26 protein-coding genes and 1 tRNA gene are annotated in these 25,644 nt (G+C 64.6%); 17 read left to right on the forward strand and 10 right to left on the reverse strand.

The window, feature by feature from the left end; genetic code table 11:
• Positions 1 to 248 precede the first annotated feature (248 nt).
• On the forward strand, positions 249 to 617 hold the full coding sequence (locus GGD63_RS39035) for a hypothetical protein (protein WP_183250509.1): 369 nt from the start codon (positions 249 to 251) through the stop codon (positions 615 to 617).
• A gap of 78 nt (positions 618 to 695) precedes the next feature.
• Here GGD63_RS39035 and GGD63_RS39040 read toward each other — a convergent pair whose 3' ends face one another.
• Positions 696 to 1,757 (reverse strand): polysaccharide deacetylase family protein, encoded by a 1,062-nt coding sequence (locus GGD63_RS39040; RefSeq protein WP_183250510.1) that lies wholly within the window; start codon positions 1,755 to 1,757, stop codon positions 696 to 698.
• A 252-nt stretch (positions 1,758 to 2,009) separates the two neighbouring features.
• On the opposite strand from GGD63_RS39040, the gene GGD63_RS39045 reads away from it, so the two are divergent.
• Positions 2,010 to 2,333 (forward strand): hypothetical protein, encoded by a 324-nt coding sequence (locus GGD63_RS39045; RefSeq protein ID WP_183250511.1) that lies wholly within the window; start codon positions 2,010 to 2,012, stop codon positions 2,331 to 2,333.
• Positions 2,334 to 2,500: 167 nt separating this feature from the next.
• On the forward strand, positions 2,501 to 2,716 hold the full coding sequence (locus GGD63_RS39050; RefSeq protein WP_183250512.1) for a cysteine rich repeat-containing protein: 216 nt from the start codon (positions 2,501 to 2,503) through the stop codon (positions 2,714 to 2,716).
• A gap of 112 nt (positions 2,717 to 2,828) precedes the next feature.
• On the opposite strand, the gene GGD63_RS39055 is transcribed toward GGD63_RS39050, so the two are convergent.
• Entirely contained in the window at positions 2,829 to 4,517 is a 1,689-nt protein-coding gene (locus tag GGD63_RS39055) for an MFS transporter (protein ID WP_183250513.1), read from the reverse strand.
• Between the two features lie 148 nt (positions 4,518 to 4,665).
• On the opposite strand from GGD63_RS39055, the gene GGD63_RS39060 reads away from it, so the two are divergent.
• From GGD63_RS39060 to GGD63_RS39090, 7 genes are all read left to right on the forward strand, one after another.
• Positions 4,666 to 6,036: a hydrolase gene (locus GGD63_RS39060; protein ID WP_183250514.1), complete on the forward strand. Its 1,371-nt coding sequence runs from the start codon at positions 4,666 to 4,668 to the stop codon at positions 6,034 to 6,036.
• A 35-nt stretch (positions 6,037 to 6,071) separates the two neighbouring features.
• Entirely contained in the window at positions 6,072 to 7,436 is a 1,365-nt protein-coding gene (locus GGD63_RS39065) for a cytochrome P450 (RefSeq protein WP_183250515.1), read from the forward strand.
• A 46-nt stretch (positions 7,437 to 7,482) separates the two neighbouring features.
• Positions 7,483 to 8,892 carry an adenylate/guanylate cyclase domain-containing protein gene (locus GGD63_RS39070; RefSeq protein ID WP_183250516.1) on the forward strand — a complete coding sequence of 470 codons (1,410 nt, stop codon included), beginning with the start codon at positions 7,483 to 7,485 and terminating at the stop codon, positions 8,890 to 8,892.
• 310 nt (positions 8,893 to 9,202) lie between these two features.
• The gene (locus GGD63_RS39075; protein WP_183250517.1) at positions 9,203 to 9,691 is read left to right on the forward strand and encodes a TerB family tellurite resistance protein; all 489 of its coding nucleotides are present in this window, start codon (positions 9,203 to 9,205) and stop codon (positions 9,689 to 9,691) included.
• A 217-nt stretch (positions 9,692 to 9,908) separates the two neighbouring features.
• Positions 9,909 to 10,688: an SDR family oxidoreductase gene (locus tag GGD63_RS39080; RefSeq protein ID WP_183250518.1), complete on the forward strand. Its 780-nt coding sequence runs from the start codon at positions 9,909 to 9,911 to the stop codon at positions 10,686 to 10,688.
• Between the two features lie 128 nt (positions 10,689 to 10,816).
• Positions 10,817 to 11,611, forward strand: a complete 795-nt coding sequence (locus GGD63_RS39085; RefSeq protein WP_183250519.1) for a glutamine amidotransferase — start codon at positions 10,817 to 10,819, stop codon at positions 11,609 to 11,611.
• Positions 11,612 to 11,750: 139 nt separating this feature from the next.
• Positions 11,751 to 12,563, forward strand: a complete 813-nt coding sequence (locus GGD63_RS39090; protein ID WP_183250520.1) for an enoyl-CoA hydratase — start codon at positions 11,751 to 11,753, stop codon at positions 12,561 to 12,563.
• A 102-nt stretch (positions 12,564 to 12,665) separates the two neighbouring features.
• Here GGD63_RS39090 and GGD63_RS39095 read toward each other — a convergent pair.
• A tRNA-Ala gene (locus tag GGD63_RS39095) sits at positions 12,666 to 12,741 on the reverse strand.
• A 205-nt stretch (positions 12,742 to 12,946) separates the two neighbouring features.
• On the opposite strand from GGD63_RS39095, the gene GGD63_RS39100 reads away from it, so the two are divergent.
• The 3 genes from GGD63_RS39100 to GGD63_RS39110 are packed head-to-tail and all read left to right on the forward strand — an operon-like array spanning position 12,947 to position 14,506.
• Positions 12,947 to 13,237 carry a YggT family protein gene (locus GGD63_RS39100; RefSeq protein WP_018645113.1) on the forward strand — a complete coding sequence of 97 codons (291 nt, stop codon included), beginning with the start codon at positions 12,947 to 12,949 and terminating at the stop codon, positions 13,235 to 13,237.
• Positions 13,238 to 13,252: 15 nt separating this feature from the next.
• Complete coding sequence (locus GGD63_RS39105; RefSeq protein ID WP_183250521.1) at positions 13,253 to 13,612, forward strand: DUF167 domain-containing protein; 360 nt, start codon at positions 13,253 to 13,255, stop codon at positions 13,610 to 13,612.
• A 9-nt stretch (positions 13,613 to 13,621) separates the two neighbouring features.
• A complete protein-coding gene (locus tag GGD63_RS39110; protein ID WP_183250522.1) occupies positions 13,622 to 14,506 on the forward strand; it encodes a bifunctional methylenetetrahydrofolate dehydrogenase/methenyltetrahydrofolate cyclohydrolase in 885 nt (294 codons plus the stop codon).
• Between the two features lie 172 nt (positions 14,507 to 14,678).
• Here the strand turns inward: GGD63_RS39110 and ppa are convergent, their stop codons facing one another.
• The gene (gene ppa / locus GGD63_RS39115; protein WP_183250523.1) at positions 14,679 to 15,212 is read right to left on the reverse strand and encodes an inorganic diphosphatase; all 534 of its coding nucleotides are present in this window, start codon (positions 15,210 to 15,212) and stop codon (positions 14,679 to 14,681) included.
• Between the two features lie 178 nt (positions 15,213 to 15,390).
• The gene (locus tag GGD63_RS39120; RefSeq protein WP_008136728.1) at positions 15,391 to 15,900 is read right to left on the reverse strand and encodes a GNAT family N-acetyltransferase; all 510 of its coding nucleotides are present in this window, start codon (positions 15,898 to 15,900) and stop codon (positions 15,391 to 15,393) included.
• Positions 15,901 to 16,166: 266 nt separating this feature from the next.
• Here GGD63_RS39120 and GGD63_RS39125 point away from each other — a divergent pair, with 266 nt between their 5' ends.
• The 4 genes from GGD63_RS39125 to GGD63_RS39140 are packed head-to-tail and all read left to right on the forward strand — an operon-like array spanning position 16,167 to position 19,323.
• Complete coding sequence (locus GGD63_RS39125) at positions 16,167 to 17,066, forward strand: S9 family peptidase (RefSeq protein ID WP_183250524.1); 900 nt, start codon at positions 16,167 to 16,169, stop codon at positions 17,064 to 17,066.
• Entirely contained in the window at positions 17,063 to 17,530 is a 468-nt protein-coding gene (locus GGD63_RS39130; RefSeq protein WP_183250525.1) for a DUF2269 domain-containing protein, read from the forward strand. Before GGD63_RS39125 ends, GGD63_RS39130 begins: the two co-directional genes overlap by 4 nt.
• Before the next feature lie 8 nt (positions 17,531 to 17,538).
• Positions 17,539 to 18,855, forward strand: a complete 1,317-nt coding sequence (locus GGD63_RS39135; protein WP_183250526.1) for an SDR family oxidoreductase — start codon at positions 17,539 to 17,541, stop codon at positions 18,853 to 18,855.
• A gap of 60 nt (positions 18,856 to 18,915) precedes the next feature.
• Positions 18,916 to 19,323 (forward strand): thiol-disulfide oxidoreductase DCC family protein, encoded by a 408-nt coding sequence (locus tag GGD63_RS39140; protein WP_183250527.1) that lies wholly within the window; start codon positions 18,916 to 18,918, stop codon positions 19,321 to 19,323.
• Between the two features lie 92 nt (positions 19,324 to 19,415).
• On the opposite strand, the gene GGD63_RS39145 is transcribed toward GGD63_RS39140, so the two are convergent.
• The 5 genes from GGD63_RS39145 to GGD63_RS39165 form a co-directional block, all read right to left on the reverse strand.
• Positions 19,416 to 20,663: an NAD(P)/FAD-dependent oxidoreductase gene (locus GGD63_RS39145; protein ID WP_183250528.1), complete on the reverse strand. Its 1,248-nt coding sequence runs from the start codon at positions 20,661 to 20,663 to the stop codon at positions 19,416 to 19,418.
• 167 nt (positions 20,664 to 20,830) lie between these two features.
• Positions 20,831 to 22,657, reverse strand: a complete 1,827-nt coding sequence (gene typA / locus GGD63_RS39150) for a translational GTPase TypA (protein WP_183250529.1) — start codon at positions 22,655 to 22,657, stop codon at positions 20,831 to 20,833.
• Between the two features lie 239 nt (positions 22,658 to 22,896).
• Complete coding sequence (locus GGD63_RS39155; RefSeq protein ID WP_183250530.1) at positions 22,897 to 23,181, reverse strand: hypothetical protein; 285 nt, start codon at positions 23,179 to 23,181, stop codon at positions 22,897 to 22,899.
• Entirely contained in the window at positions 23,178 to 24,623 is a 1,446-nt protein-coding gene (locus GGD63_RS39160) for a radical SAM protein (protein ID WP_183250531.1), read from the reverse strand. The genes GGD63_RS39155 and GGD63_RS39160 overlap by 4 nt, the downstream gene beginning before the upstream one ends.
• Positions 24,604 to 25,320, reverse strand: a complete 717-nt coding sequence (locus GGD63_RS39165; protein WP_183250532.1) for a prolipoprotein diacylglyceryl transferase — start codon at positions 25,318 to 25,320, stop codon at positions 24,604 to 24,606. The genes GGD63_RS39160 and GGD63_RS39165 overlap by 20 nt, the downstream gene beginning before the upstream one ends.
• Positions 25,321 to 25,644: the final 324 nt, after the last annotated feature.

A 25,644-nucleotide genomic window follows, 5' to 3' on the forward strand; every position in this document is an offset into this window, starting at 1 on the left:
GCTTTCCACGGCATCCACACCTCCCGCAGAACAAAAGCGGAAAGTGTAACCCATGTGTTCGGTACGTTCTGTCACCTATGTCTCGGGCCGCTCACGTTTCATCAGACCGCCATGAATGCCCTCGCCGACTGCCGCCCGCTCGTATGAGTGCGCGTTGCGCGTGGCGCCAGGTTACGTGACGTGTGCCACATCACCTTGCGCCCCGGCTCCCGTAGTGTCCGCGTCACGCAACCACGGGGAGATTTCACATGCGCAAGATCGTTCTGATCGCCGCCACGGTCCTGGCTTCCGCATCTGCCCAGGCCGGTGACCGCAGCCGGACACTGTCCGCGGCGCCAACCTCTTCTTTGCCAGCAGCTGCGACAGCCACGGCGCAGGTCAGCGAGGTCGCACCGGCCGCCGAGGCTCCGAAATATGTCGACCGGCCGCCGGCGATCTCCACTCCTGCGCCTGCCGCAGTGACCGCTCCCGCCGTGACCACGACGACTCCAGCGCCAGCGGCGACAACCAAGCCGACCGCCAAGACCACAGCGAAGGTGGACAAACCGCGACACAAGCGCAGCTGGACCGAACGCCGCATCATCAGCGCGCTGCATCGCCACGGCATCTACTGGTAAGCGGATCGCTCGCTCCAAAAAGCAAATGGCCGGGCGAGAGCCCGGCCATGACGTCTTGAGGGAGCGTTTCGATCGGGCTTACTGCGAGACCGTCTGCACCACGCTCGAGATCGGGCGCGTGTTCGTTCCCGCGGTCGGCACCTTCAGATCCTTCAGCAGCGCCTCGTCATATTCCGGCAGCGTCTGGAAGGTGGTCTTGGCCTTCATCTGCACGACCTTGTAGCCGCCGGCCTTGAGCCGCGCCAGCAGCGCTGGCAGGGCTTCACCGGTATGCTTCTGGAAGTCGTGCATCAGGATGATGCCCTTGCCGAGTTTGTCGAGCCTGGTCATCACGGTCTCGACGATCTTCTCCGGCGTCGCGCCCTTCCTGAAGTCGAAGGAGTCGATGTCGGTCGAGAACATCGCGACGTTGCGGGTACCGAAATAGGTCACCATCGCCGGATTGTGCTGAAGCTGCGGGAAGCGGAAGAACGGGGCCGGGTTGGTCCCGAGCGCAAAGCGCACTGCGCTAAAACCCTTCTCGACCTCGTCCTTGACCTGGCTCTCCGTCATCTTCTTGCTGTTCAGATTGACATGCGACCAGGTGTGCGTGCCGACCGTGTGGCCCTGGGCCAGCACCTGGCGCAGGATTTCCGGATGGTAGGTCGCGTGCTTGCCGACCGAGAAGAACAGGCCCTTGGTGCATTCATCCGCGAGCGCTTTCAGCACCGCGGGCGTGTTGACCGGCCACGGACCGTCGTCGAAGGTCAGCACGACCTCCTTGTCGGTGAGGAAGTCGAACTGCTTGAAATGCTCGAAGCCAAAGCCTGGACCGCCCGTCGTGTCGATCTCGACCACGCGGGACACACCCAAAGCGTTCGGATTGGCGCAGGCCTGCTTCGGCTGCACCGGCATGGCCGGGGCGGGCGCCGCCGCGGGTGCCTGGGCAACGGCCGTTGGTTTCGCCGCGATCGTCGCGGTGGTCGCGACGTCGTCCTTGGCGGCGATTTTCGCCTGTGCCGGCAACGGGTCGGCGGCACGGGCGGCAACTGTCTTGGGGGCGCCGTGATCGGCGCTTGCGGAATAATAAAACCAACCGCCGGCGGCGATCACGACCGCCGCAACTACACTGGCCAGCATCAGGCCCAACGCATTACGCATCGCTACTCTTTCCAATTACGCAACCAAACCGGCGGAATCTCCCGCGCGACGAGCCATTAATGCGAAGGAACAGTTAACGTGACACCAACACGACAGCGGATGCGGAGGAATTTCAGCAAGGTGCGCCAAAGTGACCGAGATCACAGAAGGCGGGGCTCTCGTGACCGTCATCACAGTGGAAACGGTTTTGCCTGAGCATCGTAGTTCCCATTAACAACGGGCCCGCTATGGCGGCGCCAATGGGAGCTTCAAATGACCACGTCGTTCACTGCCAAGTCCTGCACTGCCAAATCCCTGAGTAGCAAGATCCGCGACACCGGCCTGGCGCTGGGCTTTGCCGCCCTCGTCTCGATCGTCTCGACGACCTCGAGCTTCGCCTTCACGGCCGAAGCGCAGCAGATGTGCACGGGCGATGCCTTCCGCCTGTGCTCGTCGGAGATTCCCAACATCCCGAAGATCACCGCGTGCATGATCAAGCATCGCTCCGATCTGAGCGCCGGCTGCCGCGCGGTGATGGACAAGGACCTCGCCAAGGGCGCCTCACGCAAGGTCGCTGACGCGCAGGACAAGCAGTAAGAGCAGCACTGCGATCGTTGCGTCGGTTAGCTCCCCTCGCGATGCGCCCCGGCGTCAAGCCGGGGCCACGCGGCGGTGTCATTCAGCCTGCCAATAAAGCCGTTGCGGCACAGGGATCGTCGCACTAGCTTCGCCCGCACATTCTTCCGGGTAAGAGGCATTACGCGATGACCAGATTTCTTTTCATCATTTCCTTGCTCCTGTGCGCATCCGCCGCGTCCGCGCAACAACAGCCCGGACACGATGCCTGCGCGCGCGATGTCAGCCGGTTCTGTCGCGCCGTGATGAACAATGGCGATGGCGCCGTGCTCGCCTGCCTGAAGCAGAACCGCCCCCGCCTCAGCAAGACCTGCGACAAGGTGCTGACGGAACACGGGCAGTGATCGTCATTCCGGGGCGCGCGACGCGCGAACCCGGAATCCATTTCTCCAAATGTATGCCGCTCGATGGATTCCGGGCTCGCGCCTGACGGCACGCCCCGGAATGACGAGAGACCTACGTGCTGCTCCCCGCCGCAGTCGCGACCACCGGCAGCACCTCGCCGCCCGCGCGATCCGGCGTCTCGTCCTTCCAGCGCACCGAGCCGAACGGACGCTCCAGCATGCGGCGCACCCGCACCGGCTCAGGGCCGATGTGGAAATCGATCGCCCGCTGATGCAGCGCGCGTTCGGACAGGGTCGAGCGGTTGCGCTGGCGTAAGTAATCGAACCAGGTCGGACAGTGATAGCGCTCGGTCCACAATTCGGGGTCGGCGATGTCGCGCGCGATCGACCAGCCATAGGCGCCGTTGCGCTGCCGTGAGAGCTGCACGTCCTGCATTACGTTGTGGAAGGCGCGCGCATTCTCCTGCGCGACGCGGTATTCGATCTCGACCACCAGCGGCCCGCTGCGGCCGGTGAGCGACAGCCGGACCTCGGGATCGGCGAGAACGTCGGCGTCCTCGTTGCGGGCGCCGACGCGCGGCATGGTGAGCCAGATTCCGAGCAGCGGCGAGAGCAGCATCAGGCCGGCGGCAACCAGAAGCGCGACCTCGACGCCGGCATAGTCGGTGAGATGGCCCCAGCCCCAGGCGCCGATCGCGATGCCGCCGGAAATCGAGGCCTGGAACGCCGCCAGCGAGCGGCCGGCGACCCAGCGCGGCGCCGAGAGCTGCACGCCGATATTGAACAGCGCGACCGCCGCCATCCAGACCGCGCCGGCGAGCACCAGCGCGGTGGCCGTCAGCACCGGCTCCGTGCTCACGGCGAGGGCGGCCATCGCGAACGCCATCGAGATGGTGCAGGCGCGGATCGCGGCCTCGCCGCTCATGCGCTTGCGCAATTCGTGAATGTTGAGCGCGCCGACCACCGCGCCCATGCCGAAGGCACCGAGCATGATGCCGTAGGTCTGCGCGCCGCCATGCAGCAGGTCGCGCGCGACCAGCGGCATCAGCGCCATGATGGCACCGCCGATCAGGCCCATCACCAGCGTGCGCAGCAGCACGATCTTGATCGGCGGCGAATTGGTGATGTAGCGGAAGCCCGAGACCATGGCGCGGTTGAGCCTTTCCCGCGGCAGGCGCGAGGGCTCGACAGAGCGGCGCCAGAGCAGCAGCACCACCAGCAGCGGCAGATAGAGGATTGCATTGCAGGCGAAGGCGGCGACTGCGCCGAGCGCGGCGACGATGACGCCGCCGACCGCGGGGCCGAAGCTGCGCGCGATGTTGTAGCTGATGCCGTTCAGCGCGACCGCCGACGGCAGCGCTTCCGGCGGCACCTGCTCGCTGACCGAGGATTGCCAGGCCGGCCCGAACAGCGCGTTGCCGCTGCCGACGACGAAGCAGAAGGCGAGCAGCGTTTCCGGTGTGATGAGCTTGAAGCCGGCCAGGATCGTCAGCGCGGTCGCGCCAGTCAGCGCGATTGCGAGCGATACCAGGGTGACGATGCGGCGGTCGTACATGTCGGCGATGGCGCCGGCCGGCATCGAGATCAGCATGATCGGCAGCATCAAGGCGGTCTGCACCAGCGCCACCTTGTCAGCCGAGGCCGCCATCTGCGTCATCGCCCAGGCCGCGCCTACACCCTGGATCAAGAGACCGAGATTGGAGAGCAGGCTGGCGAGCCAGATGCGCCGGAATACGGTGAACCGCAGGGGGGCGGCGATGCCCTCGCCGGCGAATTTCTGACGCTTCGGCTGCTCGGTCATATCCCCTTCCATATGGGCTGGCAGAAGTGGGCTTGGAGTGGTCTTTGGGTGATTCCGGCAAATTCAGTGATGCCCGCGAAAGTCCTTCGCTGTCCAGTGGTTAGGCCGGTATAAGCGGTGCAAAGATGGTTTTGCCGGGGAGGAACAGATGAGGCTGTCGCGACGGACGATCCTGCTGGGGGCGGGCAGCTTGCCCTTCGCGGTTGCGAGCTTGCGGACGGGCGCGCTGGCGCAGACGGCGCCCGCAGCGCAAAACGCGGAGCTACCTCCGATCCTGTTCGTCCACGGCAATGGCGACTACGACGCGCTCTGGATGACGACGCTTTGGCGAATGGAATCCAACGGCATTGCGCGCGATCGCATGATGGCGATCAATTTCACCGATCCGCTGGCGCGCAGCGACGACAAGGTCGAGCAGGCGAACCGTTCCTCGACCGAGGACCAGCGCCGCGAGCTCTCCGCCGCCATCGCTGAGCTCAAACGCCGGACTGGAGCTCCGCGCGTGGCGCTGGTCGGCAGCTCGCGCGGCGGCAATGCGATCCGCAATGTCATCAGAAGCGGCGGCGCCGGCGATGTCAGCCACGCGGTGCTGTGCGGCACGCCCAATCACGGCGTGTTCGCGACCGACGACCAGCCCAACAACGAGTTCAACGGCCGCGGCGCATTCCTGCGCGGCCTGAACGAAGGCGAGGCCGAGGTGATGCCGGGTGTTGCCTTCCTCACGCTGCGCAGCGACGGCATGGACAAATATGCGCAGAGCGACGGTCGCTTCATCGGCAAGCCGGGCACGCCGACCAATGTCACCGTCGAGGGGCCGGAGCTGAAGGGCGCCACCAATCTCGTGCTCGGCGCGCTCGACCATCGCGAGGTGGCGTTCCACCCGCGTGCCTTCCGCGAGATCTACAAGTTCATCGCCGGACGCGAGCCCCAGCGAATTGCGATCGTGCCGGAGCAGAGTGTCCGCCTCAGCGGCCTCGTCACCGGCACGCCGGTCGGTGTGCAGACCAATCGTCCGGTTGTGGGCGCAACCGTCGAGATCTTCCGCGTCGATCCTGATACCGGTGAGCGCAAGGGCGGTGCCGTGCACAGCGCGAAGACCGGCGCCGACGGCCGTTGGGGGCCGGCGCAGGTCGAGCCATCCTGGTCGCTCGAATTCGTCCTGGCGGCGCCGGATGCGCCGACCACGCACATCTATCGTTCGCCCTTCCCGCGCTCGTCCGACGTCGTGCATCTCCGGTCCGCGCGCCCGCTCGGGCCGGCGGACAAGGACACCGGTGCGATCGTGATCATGTCGCGTCCGCGCGGCTATTTCGGCCTGCCACGCGACGTGGTGCTGTTCGACGGCAGGGAGCCGGCCGACGTCAAGCAGGGCGTGCCCACCGATGCGGCAGCAACATTGCGGCTTCCGGCCGCAGAGATCGGGCGTAACATCGTGGCCCAGTTCGGCGAAGAGCGGATTGTGGCACGCCTCTGGCCGGCCGCCGAGAACAGGATTGCGATTGCCGAGCTGACTTACTAGCTATTGAACTGCGCCAGATCTCTCGGGAGTGAGCCATGAATTTCGCCAGTGTGCGTCGGCCCATCGTCCCCCCGGCCCCGCCGCGTGCGCCCGACGGCATGTCGTTCCTCGCTAAGCTCGCGGTGATCCGCCAGAACATGATCGCGACCTGGGGGCAGCGTGCCTATGAGGAAGAGGTCATCCCGGGCCGATTCATCTTCCGCAACAGTTTCATCCTGAACCAGCCGGATGCCATCCGGCATGTCCTGCTCACCAATTACGAAAACTACACGCGCACACCGGCCGGCATCCGTATGCTGCGTCCGGTGCTCGGCGACGGCCTCCTGATCGCGGAGGGTCATTCCTGGACGTTTCAGCGCCGCACGCTCGCGCCGGCGTTCACGCCGCGCGCGACCGCGAACCTCGTCCCGCACATGACGGCGGTGCTCGACGAGACCATCGCCAAGCTCGATGCGCGCACGAGCGAGCCGGTCGATCTGCGCGAGATCATGCAGCGCATGACGCTCGAGATCGCCGGCCGCACGATGTTCTCGTTCGGCATGGATCAGCACGGCGCAACCTTGCGCAACTTCGTGATGGAGTACGGCGAACGGCTGGGACGGCCGTACTTCCTCGACATGCTGCTGCCGGTGTCCTGGCCGACCCCGATGGATCGTGCCCGCGCCCGCTTCCGCAAGCGCTGGACCGAATTCGTTTCGATGCTGATCGCCGAGCGGCGCAAGATGGGCAAGAAGGACGGCGCGCCGCCGCGCGACCTGTTCGATCTCATGGACGAGGCGCGCGATCCTGAAACCGGCAAGGGCTTTTCCGACGCGCAGCTCATCGACGAGGTCGCGACCATGATTCTCGCCGGTCACGAGACCACGGCGACGGCGCTGTTCTGGGCGCTCTATCTGCTCGCGCTCGATCCGGAGACGCAGGAGGAAGTCGCCTCCGAGACGCGGGGCGAGCATCTCGACAGTATGGCCGACATAGATCGCCAGAAATTCACCCGCGCCGTGATCGAGGAGACGATGCGGCTCTATCCGCCCGCGTTCCTGGTCGCGCGGGCCGCGCGCGAGAAGGACAATGCCGCCGGCGTCGAGATCGGCAAGGGCGACATCATCATGATCGCGCCCTGGCTGCTGCACCGGCACGAGAAGCTGTGGGATCAGCCGAACGCGTTCATTCCAAAGCGCTTCATGTCGAAAGAGCCCGATCGCTTCGCCTATCTGCCGTTCGGTGCGGGCCCGCGCGTCTGCATCGGCGCGCCGTTTGCGCAGGCCGAATCCATGCTGGCGCTGGCCCGGCTGATCGGCGCCTTCCGTGTCGAGCTGGCCGACAAGACTCCCGTGATTCCGCATGGCGTCGTCACGACCCAGCCGGACCACTCACCCATGTTCCGCATCACGCGTCGATGACGGGCGTTCGCCCGTCCGGCGTGATCCAGCTAGATAGAGTTGCGCCATGAGCGACATCCAGGCCCAGTTTTCCGTTCTGAAGCAGACCGCCGATGCGAAGGTGACTGATGCGATTGCGGATCTCATCGAGCATGGCGAGGATCACGAGCTCAACCGCGTCAATGTGCTCGATTTCTCCAGGCAGCACAGTCTCGACGAGGAGCGCGTGATCTCGGCCTTCCTGCATTCGGCGCGGCTCGGGCTGTTCGATCTCGGCTGGAACGTGCTCTGTCCGGGCTGCGGCGGCGTGCTCGGGGCGCACTCGACCTTGAAGGCGCTCAAGCCCGATGATTACCACTGCGCGCTCTGCGCGTGCGGCTACAAGGCCTCCGTCGACGACCAGGTCGAGGTCTCCTTCACCGTGAACCCGCGGGTCCGACGCATCGCCGCGCACGATCCCGACACGCTTCCGGTCTGGGAATATTTCAAGCAGGTGTTCTGGAGCTCCGGCGTCGATTTCAACAAGGAGTCGTTTGCGACGCTCGCCAACGAGGTCACGCTGGATACGATGGAGCTGCCGGCCGGCGAGAAGGCGACCATGTCGCTGCAATTGCCGAACGATTTCGTCATCATCTTCGAGCCGGTGACGCACGCCGCCCATTTCATCGATGTCCAGGGCGAGCCGACCAAGGACCGTCAGCAGCTCGCCATCATGTACAACAAGGTGCAGGCGCCGACGGGGACCACGACGATGCGGCCCGGTCCATTGCGATTGTCGCTGGAGAACCAGGCCGGCGTGCGCGTGCTGCCGTCGGTGTTCATCGCGGCCGAGGCGCTTCACCACCTGATCGGCAAGCGCAAGCCGTTCCTCACCGCCAAGCGGATGCTGTCGAACCAGACCTTCCGCGACGTGTTCAAGGCGGACAATCTCAGTCTCGACCAGCGGCTCCAGATCACCTCGCTCACCTTCCTGTTCACCGATTTGAAGGGCTCGACCGCGCTCTACGAGCGCGTCGGCGATCTCGCCGCCTTCGATCTCGTGCGCGCGCATTTCCACGCGCTGCTCGAGATCATCTCCTCCGAGAAAGGCGCGGTGGTGAAGACCATCGGCGATGCCGTGATGGCGACCTTCGTCCGTCCCGAACATGCGATCGTCGCGGGCTTGCGGATGCGCGCGGCGATGGACGAGCTCAACAAGCAGCGCGGCACCGCCGACCTCATCGTCAAGATCGGCATCCACGAGGGCCCGTGCCTCGCGGTGATGCTCAACGAGCGGCAGGATTATTTCGGCCAGACCGTCAACATCGCAGCGCGCGTGCAGAGCCTGTCGACCGCACAGGAGATCCACATCACCGGGCCGGTGGCGGATGCGCCGGCGGTCGCCGAACTCCTCCAGCAGCGCGAGATCAAGCCGATCCAGAAACAGGCCGCGCTACGCGGCATCGCCGACAAGATGGTGGTGTACGAGATACCGTAAGGGACGGGAGGAGATCGCCACACTCTCCGTCATTGCGAGGCGCCCTTGCGACGAAGCAATCCAGGCTGTCTCCGTGGAAAGATTCTGGATTGCTTCGCGGCGCTCGCAATGACGACGTGGAGGCAGATGGGGTGTTACATCCTCCATCGTCATGGCCGGGTCAGACCGGTCATGACGGCCGAAGGCCCGCCATATTGCCGAAACGTAATGCGCACGCGAAACTGGCGCACGTTGCGCCGGTTGGGTTTACCGCTCATATAATGCCGGTAGCCGCCGCACCCCGCGGCGGCATCGATTTTGGTAGGACCTTATGCTCGACGGCCTGCGCCAATTCATCGCCGAAATTGTTGCCCCCCAGGCACAGGACCGCGCATTCGGCGACAGCGATTATCGGCTCGCGGCGACCGCGTTGCTGATCCACGTGGTCTCGCTGGACGGCCAGCCGAGCGCGGCCGAGCAGCGCAAGCTGCACAGCCTGATCGAAAGCCATTTCGGGCTCGATCGCGGCACGGCCGATCGCCTGATCGCCGATGCCACTGAGGTCGAGGGCGAGGCCGTCGATCTCTATCATTTCACCAGCGTCATCATGCGCTCGCTCGACGAAGCGGGCCGCAAGCGCATCGTGCAGATGATGTGGGAACTGGTCTATGCCGACGGCCAGGTCAGCGAGTTCGAGGACAACGTCGTCTGGCGCGCCTCCGACCTGCTCGGGATCTCCCAGCGCGACCGGATCGACCTCAAGCACGCCGTCGCGGACCGTGCCGGCGGGCAGGTGCAGGACAGCGCCGTGGGCGGTTGATCCGCGCAGACCGGCGATGGCCGGTTGTGCTGATTACATGACGAAACTTTAATGTGGGTGATGTCCACCCGGATTTCCCGTAAATTCGCGGGTTTTCTGCTGTCCCTGATGTCCGCTCAAGCGGCCATGCGGCGGGCGACGCTTGCCTGTCGCGCTCGGCCTATGCTCTCGTTCCGCCATTGCGGGGCCAAAAACTTCAATTCAAGAGACATCTATCGTGACTGAGCGGGTAACGTTGATCACCGGTGCCTCGGCGGGCATAGGCACGGAGCTGGCGCGCGTGTTTGCCGCCAATGGACACCGCCTCGCGCTGACGGCGCGACGGGCAGACCGGCTGGAGACGCTCGCGAGCGAACTCGCCGCCAAGGGCGGCAAAAAGCCGATCGTGATTGCCTGCGATCTTCAGGACGCTGACGCCGGCGACAAGATCGCCGCAGCGCTCAAAGCCGAAGGCGTCGAGCTCGATCATCTCGTCAACAATGCCGGCTTCGGTGTGTTCGGCGATGCCATTGAGTGCGACCACGCCGAGCAGGTCGGCATCGTCGATGTCAACGTGAGAGCGCTGACGGATCTGTCGCTGCGCTTTGCCGATCAGCTCATCAGGAACAAGGGCGGGCTTCTGAATGTCGGATCGGTCGCCGGCTTTCTGCCCGGCCCCGGCATGGCCGTCTACTACGCCTCCAAGGCCTATGTGATTTCCCTCACCGAGGCGCTGCGCGCGGAACTTGCGCCGCGTGGCGTTCGCGTCACCGTCCTTTGCCCGGGTCCGGTGCCCACCGAATTCCAGGCCCGCGCCGGTGTCGGGTCCGGGCACAATACGGCGCTTCTCAACGTTTCGGCGCCCGATGTTGCCAGGCAGGCCTATCAAGGCCTGATGGCCAACAAACGGGCAGTGCTGCCGGGTCTCGGCATCAAGATTGTGCCGTTCGCGCTGCGGTTCTTTCCGCGCGGCTTCATCCTATCCGCCACCAGCCGGTTCCAGCGGCAGCGGCACTGAAGACAGCCTTAGCGACCGTAGTGGCCCGGAGCTTGCTTTAGTCGTGCGGCGTGTGTGCGCAAACTCACACGATGTTAACCATCGCTTAGCTATGCTGGTGGTCTGAACTGATAGCACTCGCAGAGGCCATGTCGTTCCGGACGGACAGGTTTGGTAGCGCAGGATTGGTGCCCTTCCGAAAGAGGGCGCCGAGCGCCGCCGCCTCCGAAAACCGGTTGCCGGTCCTGATCGTTCTGCACCAGGAATCCTCGACACCCGGCCGCGTCGGCAATGCGCTGCGCGCACTCGGCCATCGCCTCGACATTCGCCGTCCCCGTTTCGGCGATCCCCTGCCCGAAACCCTCGACCGGCATGCCGGTGCCGTGTTCTTCGGCGGCCCGATGAGCGCCAACGATCCCGACGACTACATTCGCCGCGAGATCGATTGGATCGAAATTCCACTTCGCGAACAGCGGCCGTTCCTCGGCATCTGCCTCGGCGCGCAGATGCTGGCGATGCAGCTCGGAGCCCGCGTCGCGCCGCATGTGGAGGCACTGACCCAGATCGGCTATTACCCGATCCGCCCGACGGCGGCGGGACACGCGCTCTGCCCGCACTGGCCGGCGCAGGTCTATCACTGGCATCGCGAGGGATTCACGTTGCCCGTCGGTGCCGAACTGCTTGCGGAAGGCGATGATTTTCCGATCCAGGCCTATCGCGCCGGCCATGCCTTCGGCGTGCAGTTTCACCCAGACGTGACCTACGCGATGATGCATTGCTGGACCACGCGCGGCTATGACGGCCTCAGCGCACCCGGCGCGCGCGAGCGGCATCATCACTTTGCGGACCGTGCCGTGTATGACGCGGCGGAGCGCGCCTGGCTCGATCATTTCATCGACGGCTGGCTGACGCGGCGGCCGGTGCTGGCGCAAGCCGCCGAGTAACCCGCGCCTTTGCGCAGATCCTTGGTGCACGTTCTTGGCGCAGGTTCTTGGCGCAAGTCCTTGCCTCATCCCTGGATATGCTAGGCTCGTTCCTAACGAGCGCGCGCAAACGCGCGCCGGCAGACAGAGGGAGAGCGCCGTGGCCTATGAACACATTCTCTACGAGGTGAGCGAGAAGATCGCGACCATCACACTCAATCGCCCCGACCGCATGAACGCGTGGACGCCGATCATGGAGCGCGACGTGCGTCATGCGATGGAAGCGTCAAGCGCCGACGACAATGTCCGTGTCATCGTGCTCACCGGCGCGGGCCGCGCCTTCTGTGCCGGCGCCGACATGGATGCACTTAAGGGCCTCGATCCCGATGACGTCAGGCGCGCATCGAATTTGCCGCCGTTCGACATGAACCGCCGGCCCGACTGGCAGACGCGCTACGGCTTCTATCCGTCGATCGGAAAGCCCGTCATTGCCATGCTCAACGGCGCGACCGCCGGCATCGGTCTCGTCCACGCGCTCTATTGCGACCTGCGCTTTGCCGCCGACAACACCGTGTTGACAACGGCGTTCGCGCGGCTCGGACTGATCGCCGAGCACGGCATCAGCTGGATGCTGCCGCGTATCGTCGGCCACGCCAATGCGATGGACCTGCTGCTTTCGGCGCGCCGTGTTTCGAGCGAGGAGGCGCTGCGGATCGGACTGGTCAACCGGCTCTGCTCGCCCGAGAAGCTGCGCGAGGAGACCTACGCCTATGCGCGCGACCTCGCCGATTTCGTCTCGCCGAGCGCAATGGCCGTGATCAAGCGCCAGCTCTACGAGGTCCCGTTCCAGACGCTGGCCGAGGCGACGATCGAGGCGAATCGCGAGATGATGGTGGCGCTGGCTGGCAGTGATTTCCGCGAGGGCGTGGCGAGTTTCATGGAGAAGCGGCCGCCGAGGTTTACGGGGAGGTAGGGGGAGTTCAGAGGGAGCCCGCCGTCGCCCTTCGGGCTATGGCGCGGCAGCCTTCGCTACGAAGCGGCTTGCCGAGCCGAAGCAGGCGTAGCCTGCGAAGGCTGGTGGAGCCAGGCGGGATCGAACCGCCGACCTCGTCATTGCGAACGACGCGCTCTCCCAGCTGAGCTATGGCCCCTTTGCTGGCCGCTCTGGTAAACGCGGCCGACAACCGGGCGCCATTTAAGTCCCTGCCAAGGTCAAGTCAAGGACGGGCGTAACCCGGTTTTAGCCATTTCGGTGCCCGAACTTCCCTTGTTTGGGCCGAGGGGAACCGATATCTAGCGAAAGGCGTCAATCCCGACCGCAGCCAGAGTTTTCATAAGCCAGAGGCCTCAAAAGCCATGCGTGCCGTTCTCGACATCGTCATCATCGTGCTCGACCTCTACGTCTGGCTGCTGATCGCCTCCGCGATCCTGTCCTGGCTGATCGCCTTCAACGTCGTGAACACGCGTAACCAGTTCGTGTCGGCGGTGGCGGAGTTCCTGTATCGGATCACCGAGCCGCTGCTGGCGCCGATTCGCAATTTCCTCCCCAGCCTCGGCGGTCTCGACATCTCGCCGATCATCCTGATCCTGATCATCATGTTCATCGAGCGGGTGATCCTGTACTACATCTACCCGAACGTGATCTGAGCGGGCTGGAGCGCCTTGGTCGCGAAAGAGGCTCCTAAGGAACCCTGGCGTTACTCGGCCGCGGGAATCAGCATCGCGCTGCGGGTGACGCCGCGCGGCGGTCGCGACGACATCGACGGGATCGAGCAATTGGCCGACGGCCGCAGCGTGCTCAAGGTGCGGGTGCGCGCCATTGCCGATGGCGGCGAGGCCAACAAGGCCGTTCTGGTGCTGCTGGCGAAGTCGCTTGGCGTGCCCAAGTCCAGCGTCAAGCTCCTGTCGGGGGCGACGTCGCGGCTGAAGCAGATCGCGGTCGACGGCGATCCGGCGCGGCTGGGCGAAGCCCTGCGCCAGCTCGTCCAAGCTAAAGCGGCAGACGCCAAATCGACAGACTGAGGAACGGACATGACCGCCAAGATCATTGATGGAAAAGTCATCGCCGCGGAACTCCGCGCCCGCGTCGCCGACGAGGTCGCCCGGGTCAAGCGCGAGCACAATCTGGTGCCGGGCCTCGCGGTGGTTCTGGTCGGCAATGACCCTGCCAGCGAGGTCTATGTTCGCTCCAAGGGCACCCAGACCCAGGCGGCCGGCATGGCCTCGTTCGAGCACAAGCTGCCGGCTGACGTCTCGCAAGCGGACTTGCTGGCCGTCGTCGCAAAGCTCAACCGCGATCCCACCGTGCACGGCATTCTCGTGCAATTGCCGCTGCCGAAGGGCCTCAACACCGAAGCCGTCATCAACGCCATCGATCCCGCCAAGGATGTCGACGGCCTGCATCCGAACAATGCCGGTCGTCTCGCCGGCGGTTTCGAAGCGCTGTCGCCCTGCACGCCGCTCGGCTCGATCATTTTGACCAAGAGCGTGCATGCCTCGCTCGAAGGCATGAACGCCATCGTCATCGGCCGCTCCAACCTGGTCGGCCGCCCGCTGGTGCAATTGCTGCTGAACGAGAACGCCACGGTGACGATCGCGCATTCGCGCTCGCGCGATTTGCCCGGGCTCGTGAAGCGCGCCGATCTCGTCTATGCCGCGGTCGGCAAGGCCGAGATGGTGCGCGGCGACTGGCTGAAGCCCGGCGCGACCGTGATCGACATCGGCATTACCCGTATCCCGAAGGAGGACGGCAAGACGCGCCTCGTCGGCGACGTCGCCTATCAGGAAGCGCTCGGCGTTGCCGGCGCCATCACGCCGGTGCCGGGCGGTGTCGGCCAGATGACGGTGGCGTGCCTGCTGGTAAATACGCTGCGCGCGGCCTGCGCGATTGCAGGGCTGCCGAAGCCGGCGGTGTAGGTTTTTTCACCTCGCCCCGCTTGCGGGGAGAGGTCGGATTGCGCTCGGCGATGCGAAGCATCGTCCGAAGCAATCCGGGTGAGGGGGACTCTCCGCGAGTCAGCTGTCACCGTCCTCGCGGAGAGTCCCCCTCACCCCAACCCTCTCCCCGCAAGCGGGGCGAGGGAGAAGATCAGCCCTTCTTCTTCTCGCGCTCGATGCCCTCGAGGATCAGCTTGTGCGCGTCCTCCGGGCCGCCCCAGCGCAGGATCTTCACCCACTTGCCCTTCTCTAGATCCTTGTAGTGCTCGAAGAAGTGCTGGATCTGCTGCAGCGTGATGTCGGGCAGGTCGGAGTACGACTTCACCTTGTCGTAGCGCTGCGTCAGCTTCGACGACGGCACCGCCAGAATCTTCTCGTCGCCGCCGGCTTCGTCCTCCATGAACAGCACGCCGACCGGGCGCACGCTCATGACGGCGCCGGGGATGATGGCGCGGGTGTTGATGATCAGCACGTCGCAGGGGTCGCCGTCGTCGGACAGCGTGTGCGGGATGAAGCCGTAGTTACCGGGGTAACGCATCGGCGTGTACAGGAAGCGGTCGACCACCAGCGTGCCGGCCTCCTTGTCCATCTCGTACTTGATCGGTTCGCCGCCCACGGGGACTTCGATGATAACGTTGACGTCGTGGGGGACGTTTTTTCCGATCGAGACCGCATCGATACGCATTCAAGGCTCCGTTGTTGCCGAGGTTAAATCGCGCCCGGCAGCGATTTTGGCGCTGTCATACGCGGGCTTGGCCGGCCAATCCATCGTGTTTTTGTGAAATAATGAATCCAGCGATCACCGGCGCGACAGGCGGACGGTATCGAAGGAAGGAAAGCGCTGCCGGCCGGACTTCAGCAGCTCAATTGGTCCAAGCGAAGGCAACCTTGTCGAGCGACTTCGGCCCGAAACGCTCGGAGGAGCGCGCCACCATGCGGCCGCCCAACGCACGGTAGAACTCGGTCGCCGGATCGTTGTCCGAGAGCGCCCACACCACCATGCTCTTCAAGCCGCTCTGCATCAGGTCGCGGCGGGCGGCGGCGAACAGGCGACGACCGAAGCCGAGGCCCTGAAACTCGGGGCGCAGGTAGAGCTCGTAGATCTCGCCGTCGAAGTGCAGGCTGCGTGCGCGGTTGCGGCCGTAGTTGGCATAGCCCGCGATCTTGTCGCCGAACACCAGCACGCTGACGCGGCTGCCCTTGCGAATCGCGCTGTCCCACCACTGCGGACCGCGGCGGTTGATCAACTTCTCCAGCTCGGCGCCGGGAATGATGCCCTGATAGGCCGAACGCCAGGCTTCGTCATGGGTCGACGCCACCGCAGTTGCATCTGCGGCTTTGGCCGGCCGGACCTCGATCAGGGTTGTGCTCATGGAGGCGATCAAATCAAGTCGCCGCGCCGGCGGCAAGACCTATCGTTAATTATCGGTTAACCTGTGGACTTTCTGCATCAGTATTGTGGCCAGGTTGTACCGAAAGAGGACAGAGCGCCTTCTTGAAGGGCAACGGCCTGCCATGCGTCGGTGCAAAACTGCGTCGCGGCAACCAATGAACAGCAATGGCAGCGCAGAAAGTCCGCCCAGAATGATTCGTTCCGACTAGTCTGGCGATCGCTGTCCGTGCTCGCCCTTGGCCATTCATGCGGCTCTTCAACATCCTTGCGCTCCTGCCTTTGCTCGCCCTGCTGACCGCGTCGCCTCTGTGCGCTCAGGTCACGTTCGGTGCATCGGGCGCGGAAGGCGAGCCGTTTCGCCGGCAGGAGTGGCGTGTGCCCTCGCCGGATGCCGACATCGCCGCGCATGCGCTGCTGTTTCGCCCCGCCGGCGCCGGTCCATTCCGGCTTGCTGTCATCGCGCATGCCTCGACGCAGAATGCGTTGCGTCGTGCGCAAATGCCGCAACCGGAATACCGCGCGCTCGCAGCGCTTCTCGTCGCACGCGGATTTGCCGTGCTGGTGCCGGAGCGGCTCGGCCATGGTACGACCGGCGGCCGCTATGTCGAGGACCAGGGCGGTTGCGACGAGGCGGACTATGCGCGCTCCGGCCGCGCAACGGCCGAAGAAATCGCGCTCGCGCTGGACCATTTGCGCAAGCAGGATTTCATCCGCAAGGATGCCGCGATCGTGCTCGGACATTCCGCTGGTGGATGGGGCGCGCTGGCGTTTGCGAATGCCGATCCAAAGGCGATTTCCGCCATCATCGCGTTCGCGCCGGGGCGCGGCGGCCGCGCCAATGACGAGCCGAACCGGATCTGCGCGCCACATGCGCTGCTGGCGGCGGCGACCGAATTTGGCAAGGCGGCGCGCATTCCCGTCACATGGTTCATCGCAAGCAATGACAGCTATTTTGCGCCGGCCTTCTCGAAGTCGTTGGCAGATGCCTTTCGCAGCGGTGGTGGCAAAGTCGATTTCCGTGCATTGCCCGCCGCGGGCGGTGAGGGGCACTGGATGATCGAGACTGAAGCCGGCGTGAAAGCCGCTGGCATCGAACTCGAACGTGCGCTGAACCCGTCGAAACCAATGGCGACCAAGAAGCCATGACGCTGTATTTCCTGGTCAAATATCTCCATGTGCTCGGTGCCATCGTCATCCTCGGCACCGGGACCGGCATCGCCTTCTTCATGCTGATGGCGCATCGCACGCACGACGCGGAGTTCATCGCACGCACCGCTTCGGTCGTGGTGATCGCGGATGCGATCTTCACGCTGTCGGCCGTGGTTTTCCAGCCGGTCAGTGGCGGCGTGCTGATGATGCTCTCCGCGACGTCGATCACGGAGCGCTGGCTGCTGGCCTCACTCGCGCTCTATGCCATTGCCGGCCTGTTCTGGGTGCCGGTCGTATTCATGCAGATCGAGATGCGCGATCTCGCGCGCAAGGCTTCTGAGCAGCACTCTGCTCTGCCGGAGCGTTACTTCATCCTGTTCCGCCGCTGGTTCGCGTTTGGTTTTCCCGGCTTCGGTGCCACGATGCTGATCCTCTGGCTGATGGTCGCCAAGCCGTTTTGAGGGACGCGATGAACCCAAAAACCATCCTGGTGCTCGGCGCCTCCGGTTTGATCGGTCGCTTCGTCACCGACGATCTGCGCGCGCGGGGATTTCGCGTGATCGGCGTAGCTCGCAGCCTGTCGCCGGCGCAAACAATGAGCGCGCTGGACATCGAGTTGCCGATCCTCTCGCTCGATGCGACCGCGCTGAAACGACTCCTGAGCCAGCATTCCGTCGATGCCGTCGTGAACTGCCTCGGCGTGCTTCAGGATGGTCCGGGGAGCAACACAGGCGCCGTGCATCGCGATTTTGTCGCGCGCCTGCTGCAGGTCGTCGCCGACAGCGGCCGCGCGGTCCGGCTGGTGCACATCTCGATTCCCGGCAACACTGATGCCGATCGGACAGCGTTTGCGACGACCAAGCGCGAGGCCGAACGGCTGATCGCGGCATCCGGCATTCCCTACGCCATCCTGCGGCCCGGCTTCGTCGTCGCACCGTCCGCCTATGGCGGCGGCGCGATGCTCCGCGCGCTCGCTGCCTTTCCGCTGGACCTGCCGGAAAAGGAGATGGCGACGCCGTTTCAGCCCGTTGCGGTCGAGGATATCTCGGCCACCATCGCCTGGCTCGCCGCGCGCGATACCGACGATGCCTTGGTCAAAGCGGTGAGCTGGGACCTGATGCAGGCAGAGCCCTCCACCATGGCCGGTGTCATCAAGCAGTTTCGCCATGCGTTCGGCACAGCCGGCTGGCCGCGCATCGCGATGCCGTCCTTCCTGCTCGATCTCAGTGCAAAGATCGGCGACTTCGCCAGTTATCTCGGCTGGATGCCGCCGATGCGCTCCACCGCCATCGCCGAGCTTCGTCGCGGCGTGACGGGCGATCCGTCCGCCTGGATCGCCGCCACGGGCATCGCGCCGAGGACGCTGGCTGCGACGATCGGGCGACATCCCGCCACCATCCAGGACAAATGGTTCGCGCGGCTGTTCCTGATCAAGGCGCTGATCTTCGCGAGCCTCGTCGCGTTCTGGCTCGTCTCCGGCTTCATCGCGCTGTTCGTGTCCTACCGCGCCGCCGGCATTTTGACCGCGCACAACTTTCCGCCCGCGCTGGTCGATCCCATCACCATCGGCACGAGCCTGATGGACATGAGCATCGGCGTGCTGATCGCCTTCCGCCGCACCGCGGCGGTCGGGCTTGTCGCGGGTATTGTGGCGTCGCTCGGCTATATGGTTGGCGCGGCGATCCTCACGCCCGACCTCTGGATCGAGCCGCTCGGCGCGCTGGTGAAGACCGGGTCGGCGATCGTGCTGATGCTGGTCGCGCTGCTCATGTTGGATAACCGATAGCGTTTTCGAGCGAAGTGGATCCCGGTTCGCGTGAAGAAAACGCGTCAAAAAGAGAAGCTGATGAGCAAATGGCCGGACGATGACGTCATCCTGTTCGACGGCGTCTGCATCTTCTGCTCGCGCTGGGTGCGCTTCGTCGCCAGGCGCGATGGGGCGAAGCTGTTTCGCTTTACGCCGATCCAGTCGGACTATGGGACACGTTTGGCGCGAACGTTCGGGATCGATCCGGATGATCCAGACACCAACGCGGTCGTTCACGGCGGCGAAGTGTTCATGAAGTCGGATGCAGCGCTGACGGTGTTGTCACAGCTCCCCGGCTGGAGCTGGGTGCGCGCATTGTTCGCCGTGCCAAAGCCGTTGCGGGATCCGATCTACAACCTCATCGCGCGCAACCGCTATCGCATCTTCGGGAAGTATGACGCGTGCTTCGTGCCTGATGCGGATTTGCGGGCGCGGGTGATCGAATAACTCGTCATTGCGAGCGCAGCGAAGCAATCCAGAGTCTTTCGGCGGTGGCAGTCTGGATTGCTTCGCTGCGCTCGCAATGACGGAGTGTGTAGCTACGGTTTGCCCAGAGCCGCCAGCACTTCCTTCGCCGCCCGCTCTCCACTATCCCGTGCGCCATGCGCCGTCGTGAAGAAGGTCGGCGACGTCGCTTCTCCGGCAAAAAACAATCGCGCATCCACCGGCGCCGCCAGCACGGCGCGGTCACCGGCGTGCCCCGGCAGCGCGTGCGAATAGGAGCCTCGCGCGAACGGATCGCGGGCCCAGCGCGATTCACACAGCGGCTTCAGCTTGCGCCTGATATCGTTGCCGAGAAAACCCGCGATCTCGTCGATGCTGTGCGCGGCGATAGCGCCATCGCCGGAATCTTCCAGTGCGCGAGCAAAGCTGCCGCCGAAGAAGCCTTCGATGCAGGGCTGGCCGAACGGGCGGATGTGGTAGGTGCCCATCTCCGTGCGCATGGTGGCGCCGCGCAAGTTAGCTTCCTTTGGGAAGGCTTCGGCATCGTCGAGCGCCAGCGTCACCTTGTCGTCGACGCCGAGCGGCAGGCCGGCGGCGGCATCGATCTTGGCCGGGAGCGGCGGCGAGAAGCGGATTGCTTCATCGGCGATGAGATTGGTCGGCACGGTGACGATCACCTTGTCGGCAGCCAGCGTGCCCCGCGACGTCTCGATGCGGATGCTTTTGCCCGAGTGATCGATCAGCGTGACGTTGCAGTTCAGCGCGACCGGGCAGGGCGCGCCATACGCCACGATCAGTGCGCCATAGCCGCGGCGGATGCGCCAGTTGAGGTTGCTGTCCTCATAGGCGTCCCAGTCCAGCGTCGACATGTCCTTCAGCTCGCAGCCGTTGATATAGGTCGAGATCGCATCGATCATCGGATTCCAGCGATTGCCGGGCTCCAGGCTCAGGCTTGCGGGCTCGTCCTTGCCCGTCTGTGCGGCCCGCCAGAGGCGTTCATAGAACGCGTCCATCGCGCGCATGAAGTCGTCGCGCTCGCTTTGCGGAAAGGCATTGCCGAAGGCGCGCTCGCGCCAGGGCGGCAGGTCCTTGTTGAGCTCGAAACCGAGTTGTTTGGCGATTCCGACGAAGGAGTTCTTGTCCGCCGAATGCAGCCAGCCGCAGCCGACGTCGAAGGTCACCTCAGGCGAGGCCTGCACGGTCCAGGCGCGGCCACCGAGCCGGTCACGCGCCTCCAGCACGATCACGGAGAGGCCGGAGCCCGCCAGCGCATGCGCCGCGCCGAGGCCGGCTGCACCGGCACCGATGATCGCAACGTCGACGGAGGAGGGCAGGGAGGTCATGGGCGGGCTCTAGCACGTCTGTGATATGCGCTAAAGCCGCCCCCACACAGCTGTCATCACCCGCCTTGTGCGCAATTGCGCACTGGAGCGGGTGATCCAGTATCCCAGAGGCCGCGGCGTACTGGATTCCCCGCCTTCGCGGGGAATGACAGCGGAGGATGACGCGCTTACGCCACCGCTTCCTTGGCCTTTTCCGCGCGCTTGCGCTCGTTCGGGTCGAGGTGCTTCTTGCGCAGGCGGATCGACTTCGGGGTGACCTCGACGAGCTCGTCCTCCTCGATATAGGCCAGCGCCTTTTCCAGGGTCATGCGGATCGGCGGGGTCAGGCGCACGGCTTCGTCCTTCGACGTCGTGCGGATGTTGGTGAGCTGCTTGCCCTTGAGCACGTTGATCTCGAGATCGTTGTCGCGGGTGTGCTCGCCGACGATCATGCCCTTGTAGACCTTCCAGCCCGGCTCGATCATCATCGGGCCGCGGTCTTCCAGCTTGAACATGGCATAGGCCACCGCTTCGCCCTGGTCGTTGGAGATCAGCACGCCGTTGCGGCGGCCCTGGATCTCGCCCTTGTACGGGGCGTAGCCGTGGAACAGGCGGTTCATGATCGCGGTGCCGCGGGTGTCGGTGAGCAGCTCGCCCTGGTAGCCGATCAGGCCGCGGGTCGGCGCGTAGAACACCAGGCGCTGACGGTTGCCGCCCGAGGGCTTCATCTCGACCAACTCGGACTTGCGCTCGCTCATCTTCTGCACGACGACGCCAGAATGCTCCTCGTCGACGTCGATCACGACCTCCTCGATCGGCTCCATGGTGGCGCCGGTGGCTTCGTCCTTCTGATAGACGACGCGCGGACGTGATACCGAGAGCTCGAAGCCTTCGCGGCGCATGGTCTCGATCAGGATCGCGAGCTGGAGTTCGCCGCGGCCGGACACTTCCATGGCGTCCTTGTCGGCGGCCTCGACCACGCGCAGCGCGACGTTGCCTTCGGCCTCGCGCAGCAGACGATCGCGGATCATGCGGCTCGTCACCTTGTCGCCTTCGGTGCCGGCGAGCGGGGAGTTGTTGACGATGAACGACATCGACACGGTCGGCGGATCGATCGGCTGCGCCGGCAGCGGCACCTCGACGGTCGGATCGCAGAAGGTGTCGGCGACGGTGCCCTTGGTCAGGCCCGCAATCGCGACGATGTCGCCGGCTTCGGCCTCATCGAGCGGGGTGCGCTCGAGACCGCGGAATGCCAGGATCTTGGTGATGCGCCCGGACTCGACCAGCTTGCCCTCGGCGTTCAGCACCTTGACCTGCTGGTTCGGCTTGAGCACGCCGGAGGAGATACGGCCGGTGATGATGCGGCCGAGATAGGGGTTGGCCTCCAGGATGGTGCCGATCATCTTGAACGGACCCTCCTCGACCTTCGGCGGCGCGACGTGGCGCAGGATCAGGTCGAACAGCGGCTCCATGCCCTTGTCCTTCGGACCCTCGGGGCTGTCGGCCATCCAGCCCTGCTTGGCTGATCCATAAAGAATGGGGAAGTCGAGCTGCTCCTCGCTGGCATCGAGTGCCGCGAACAGGTCGAACACCTCGTTGATGACCTCGGTCGGGCGCGCGTCGGGGCGGTCGACCTTGTTGATGACCACGATCGGCTTGAGGCCGACCTTGAGCGCCTTGGAGACCACGAACTTGGTCTGCGGCAGCGGGCCTTCGGCGGCGTCGACCAGCACCAGGGCGCCATCCACCATGTTCAGGATGCGCTCGACCTCACCGCCAAAATCGGCGTGGCCGGGGGTGTCGACGATGTTGATGCGGGTGTCCTTCCACTGCACCGAGGCCGCCTTGGCCAGAATGGTGATGCCGCGCTCCCGCTCCAGGTCGTTGGAGTCCATGGCGCGATCCGTCACCTTCTGGTTCTCGCGGAACGTGCCGGACTGCTGGAGGAGCTTGTCGACCAGAGTCGTCTTGCCGTGGTCGACGTGGGCGATGATGGCGACGTTACGAAGGTTCATGTGTGAGCTTCTTTGCGGTCGAACAATGGGTTAAGCGCGATCTCGCCGGTCAGACCGGGACCTCTTCACGGACAACGCTGGAAACGTGGAAAACGGGGCCTGCTTCGCCCAAAAAGGAAGCCCGGTCAGCTCGACCGGGCACCCTACGCGTTTGCGGCGCAATATATGCAAAAACCGCCAAAAAACAATGTGTTCTTTGCTGGTTGGTTGACTGAATTTTGTCCGGGAATCTCCGGGGGTTAGGGCTGGGTTCCGGGGTGGGCGGGGGCCTTTCGCCCCTTGATGGCCGCCCAGATCAGGGCCACGCCCCCGAGGCCGACGACCAGTCCCAGGAAGACCAGCGGCGCGATGTCCGAATCGATCTTGCCCCCCTCGGATATGGAGATTCCGCCGAACAGGAGTGCGCAGAGGCCCGGCAGCAGCAGGATCACCCCTGAAATCACCATGAACGCGGTGAGGCAGCCGCTACGTGCCTCGCCGGGCGTTGGGGCGGGTGGCAGAACCGGCGGTGACGTGTCGCTCATCGTAGTGCCTCCTCGCTTTGCCTTGCCTCGCGATAAGTCTGCCCTTCGAGCTCCGCGCGGATTCGGCCGATCGCACCGTTGCGGTAGAACAGATTGTAGGTGTCGAACGGAATGATCGCGCCCTGCTCGGTGACGAAATGAATGCAGCTGCGCTTGACGTTGCCGACGCAGAAATTGAAGCGGTCGAGAAACTGCACGATGGTGACGCGGAAGACGTTCTCGTAGGAGAGCCCGTCCGGCACCTGAAAGCTCGGCAGGCAGCACAGGAGTTCGCAGACGCGCTCGCTCGTGTTCAGCGGACCTGACGACAGCGAGAACAGGTCGACAAATTTCTCCCGCAGCATCGGATATTTTTCCGGGCTGATGGTGTTGGGCATCACCGCAACCAGCTGCTCCTGCGGGATCAGCGATGTCAGCGGCAGCACCGTCTCGCCCTTGCGCAGGCCGTAGCCGATCGAGATGCTTTCGGGGTTGCAGGGCAGCGGGATCATGTCCTTGTCGCCGAACACGCCGGTCTCGACCACGCGCTTGCGGATCTCCGACAGCATGATGCGATCGGTCATCTTGTCGAAATCTTCGTTGCGGCCGGCATCCTGCACCGGCTGCAGCGTGACGCCGCGCACGCACTTCCAGGTCAGCGCGTGGCGCACGATGTCGCCGATCTCGGCGTCGTTGACGCCGCGCTTGATGGTCGCGACCAGCGTGGTCGAGACGCCATAATGCTCGAGATTCTCCAGCGCCTGCTGCCGGATCTTTCGCAGATCCGCGCCGCGCAGATTGATCAGCGCATCGCGCTGAAGCGAATCAAACTGGAGATAGACCTCCAGCCCGCGCCTGTTCTCCGCGAGTCGCGCCACAAAATCCTTTTCGCGGGCGATGCGCAGGCCGTTGGTGTTGATCATGACGTGGCGGATCGGGCGGGCGCGCACGGCGTCCAGGATCTCGAAGAAGTCAGGATGTAGCGTCGGCTCGCCGCCGGAAATCTGCACGAGGTCGGGCTCGCCTTCGCTCGCGACCAGCGCGTCGAGCATCTTCTCCACCGTCGCGAGCGGCGTGAATTTCGTCCGCGCCGGCGAGGATTCGGCGAAGCAGACCGGGCAGGTCAGGTTGCAGTGCTCGGTGATCTCGATCAGTGCCAGGCAGGAATGCTGCTCGTGGTCGGGACAGAGGCCGCAATCATAGGGGCAGCCGAATTCGGTGCGCTGCTGGAATTGCAGCGGCCGGTCGCCTGGCTTGATGAAATCCTTGCACAGGCGCCAATAGGCGGCATCCGTCGACACCAGCGTCGACTGAACGCCGTGCTCCTTGCACCGTTTTTCGTACCAGACCTCGTTGCCCTGGATCTGGATTTTGGTCGGCACCAGCTTCAGGCAGGTCTCGCAGAGGGATTGGGTCTGGCCCCAGAAGATGTAGGGACGCGACTTACGCAACGGCGCGTTCATGCACGGGTCTCGCTTTGGGCGCCGTCGCCAGCATGACGACGGCGTAGAGCAGGATGGACAGCGACAGCAGGTGAAACAGGGTGAAAGGGCCGATCAGCGTGCCATAGGGTTTGAGGAATTCCCACAGGAAGCGTTGCGCTCCGTAACAGGCGAGCACTAGGTAGAAACCATTGGTGATCGTGAACGCGTTCCGGTTCAAGACCGCCAGCACATAGACAAGCGCGAATACGGCCATGGCCGCGCTCTCGTAAAGCTGCACGGGATGGCGGAGAACGCCGTCGCCGAAATCATGGCCGAAGGGCAGCGCCGTCGGTGTGCCGTAGGTGAAGTCGTCGAGCCCCGCGAAGTAGCAGCCGAGCCGGCCGATCGCGATGCCGAGCGCCAGCGGCAGCGCAAACCGGGCGCCGGTTCGGACCGTGATCCCTGCGGACCATTTGTAGAGCTCGATCGCCACGATGCCGCCGGCCAGCGCGCCCTCGATCGAACGCGCAATGCCGCTCTGACCCGACAGCCACAGATTGGCGGAGCCGAACAGGTAGGCCCCGAGGCCGGCGCCGAACACCAGCGCGGCGATGTAGGGCAGCTCGAAGGATTGCGCCGGAAACTGCAAGCCCCGTCGCGACAGCCAGGACAGCGCGGCCGCCGCCGCCAGCCACGCCGCGATGTCAAAGACCGTGTGAAGGAATGCCCCGCTCATGCAGGAAGAGTATAGCACGGCCACCTTCAGAAAAGCCCGCCGCGCATTTTTGTGCCCTCTCCCTTGCGGGAGAGGGCAGCTCCGCTCGCAGACACAGGCTCATTTGGGGTGAGGGGTATCTCTCCGCATACTCATTTGCAAATGTGTGCGCGGATAGAGACCCCTCATCCGGCGCCATAGCCGAAGCTTCGCTTCGGCGTTCTTAAGAACGGCGGCCGAAGGCCGCCTATTGTCCAGCGGATGGATGGGTAACACAATAGACCGGATCGATAGGTGACAGTCGTTCATGGTTCGGTCCGCTGCGGCGCTGCGCTAGCGCAGCGC

Source organism: Bradyrhizobium sp. cir1 (genome assembly GCF_014198245.1).
In the GTDB taxonomy this organism is placed as follows: domain Bacteria; phylum Pseudomonadota; class Alphaproteobacteria; order Rhizobiales; family Xanthobacteraceae; genus Bradyrhizobium.

What these genes read in the sequence shown, in the direction of transcription:
- typA (WP_183250529.1), bottom strand. Translation starts at nt 22,657, where the DNA reads ATGAACCTTCGTAACGTCGCCATCATCGCCCACGTCGACCACGGCAAG.
- GGD63_RS39085 (WP_183250519.1), top strand. Translation starts at nt 10,817, where the DNA reads ATGTCGTTCCGGACGGACAGGTTTGGTAGCGCAGGATTGGTGCCCTTC.
- GGD63_RS39140 (WP_183250527.1), top strand. Translation starts at nt 18,916, where the DNA reads ATGAGCAAATGGCCGGACGATGACGTCATCCTGTTCGACGGCGTCTGC.
- ppa (WP_183250523.1), bottom strand. Translation starts at nt 15,212, where the DNA reads ATGCGTATCGATGCGGTCTCGATCGGAAAAAACGTCCCCCACGACGTC.
- GGD63_RS39065 (WP_183250515.1), top strand. Translation starts at nt 6,072, where the DNA reads ATGAATTTCGCCAGTGTGCGTCGGCCCATCGTCCCCCCGGCCCCGCCG.
- GGD63_RS39130 (WP_183250525.1), top strand. Translation starts at nt 17,063, where the DNA reads ATGACGCTGTATTTCCTGGTCAAATATCTCCATGTGCTCGGTGCCATC.
- GGD63_RS39120 (WP_008136728.1), bottom strand. Translation starts at nt 15,900, where the DNA reads ATGAGCACAACCCTGATCGAGGTCCGGCCGGCCAAAGCCGCAGATGCA.
- GGD63_RS39075 (WP_183250517.1), top strand. Translation starts at nt 9,203, where the DNA reads ATGCTCGACGGCCTGCGCCAATTCATCGCCGAAATTGTTGCCCCCCAG.
- GGD63_RS39060 (WP_183250514.1), top strand. Translation starts at nt 4,666, where the DNA reads ATGAGGCTGTCGCGACGGACGATCCTGCTGGGGGCGGGCAGCTTGCCC.
- GGD63_RS39125 (WP_183250524.1), top strand. Translation starts at nt 16,167, where the DNA reads ATGCGGCTCTTCAACATCCTTGCGCTCCTGCCTTTGCTCGCCCTGCTG.
- GGD63_RS39110 (WP_183250522.1), top strand. Translation starts at nt 13,622, where the DNA reads ATGACCGCCAAGATCATTGATGGAAAAGTCATCGCCGCGGAACTCCGC.
- GGD63_RS39070 (WP_183250516.1), top strand. Translation starts at nt 7,483, where the DNA reads ATGAGCGACATCCAGGCCCAGTTTTCCGTTCTGAAGCAGACCGCCGAT.
- GGD63_RS39160 (WP_183250531.1), bottom strand. Translation starts at nt 24,623, where the DNA reads ATGAACGCGCCGTTGCGTAAGTCGCGTCCCTACATCTTCTGGGGCCAG.
- GGD63_RS39050 (WP_183250512.1), top strand. Translation starts at nt 2,501, where the DNA reads ATGACCAGATTTCTTTTCATCATTTCCTTGCTCCTGTGCGCATCCGCC.
- GGD63_RS39135 (WP_183250526.1), top strand. Translation starts at nt 17,539, where the DNA reads ATGAACCCAAAAACCATCCTGGTGCTCGGCGCCTCCGGTTTGATCGGT.
- GGD63_RS39055 (WP_183250513.1), bottom strand. Translation starts at nt 4,517, where the DNA reads ATGACCGAGCAGCCGAAGCGTCAGAAATTCGCCGGCGAGGGCATCGCC.
- GGD63_RS39045 (WP_183250511.1), top strand. Translation starts at nt 2,010, where the DNA reads ATGACCACGTCGTTCACTGCCAAGTCCTGCACTGCCAAATCCCTGAGT.
- GGD63_RS39155 (WP_183250530.1), bottom strand. Translation starts at nt 23,181, where the DNA reads ATGAGCGACACGTCACCGCCGGTTCTGCCACCCGCCCCAACGCCCGGC.
- GGD63_RS39145 (WP_183250528.1), bottom strand. Translation starts at nt 20,663, where the DNA reads ATGACCTCCCTGCCCTCCTCCGTCGACGTTGCGATCATCGGTGCCGGT.
- GGD63_RS39165 (WP_183250532.1), bottom strand. Translation starts at nt 25,320, where the DNA reads ATGAGCGGGGCATTCCTTCACACGGTCTTTGACATCGCGGCGTGGCTG.
- GGD63_RS39035 (WP_183250509.1), top strand. Translation starts at nt 249, where the DNA reads ATGCGCAAGATCGTTCTGATCGCCGCCACGGTCCTGGCTTCCGCATCT.
- GGD63_RS39040 (WP_183250510.1), bottom strand. Translation starts at nt 1,757, where the DNA reads ATGCGTAATGCGTTGGGCCTGATGCTGGCCAGTGTAGTTGCGGCGGTC.
- GGD63_RS39100 (WP_018645113.1), top strand. Translation starts at nt 12,947, where the DNA reads ATGCGTGCCGTTCTCGACATCGTCATCATCGTGCTCGACCTCTACGTC.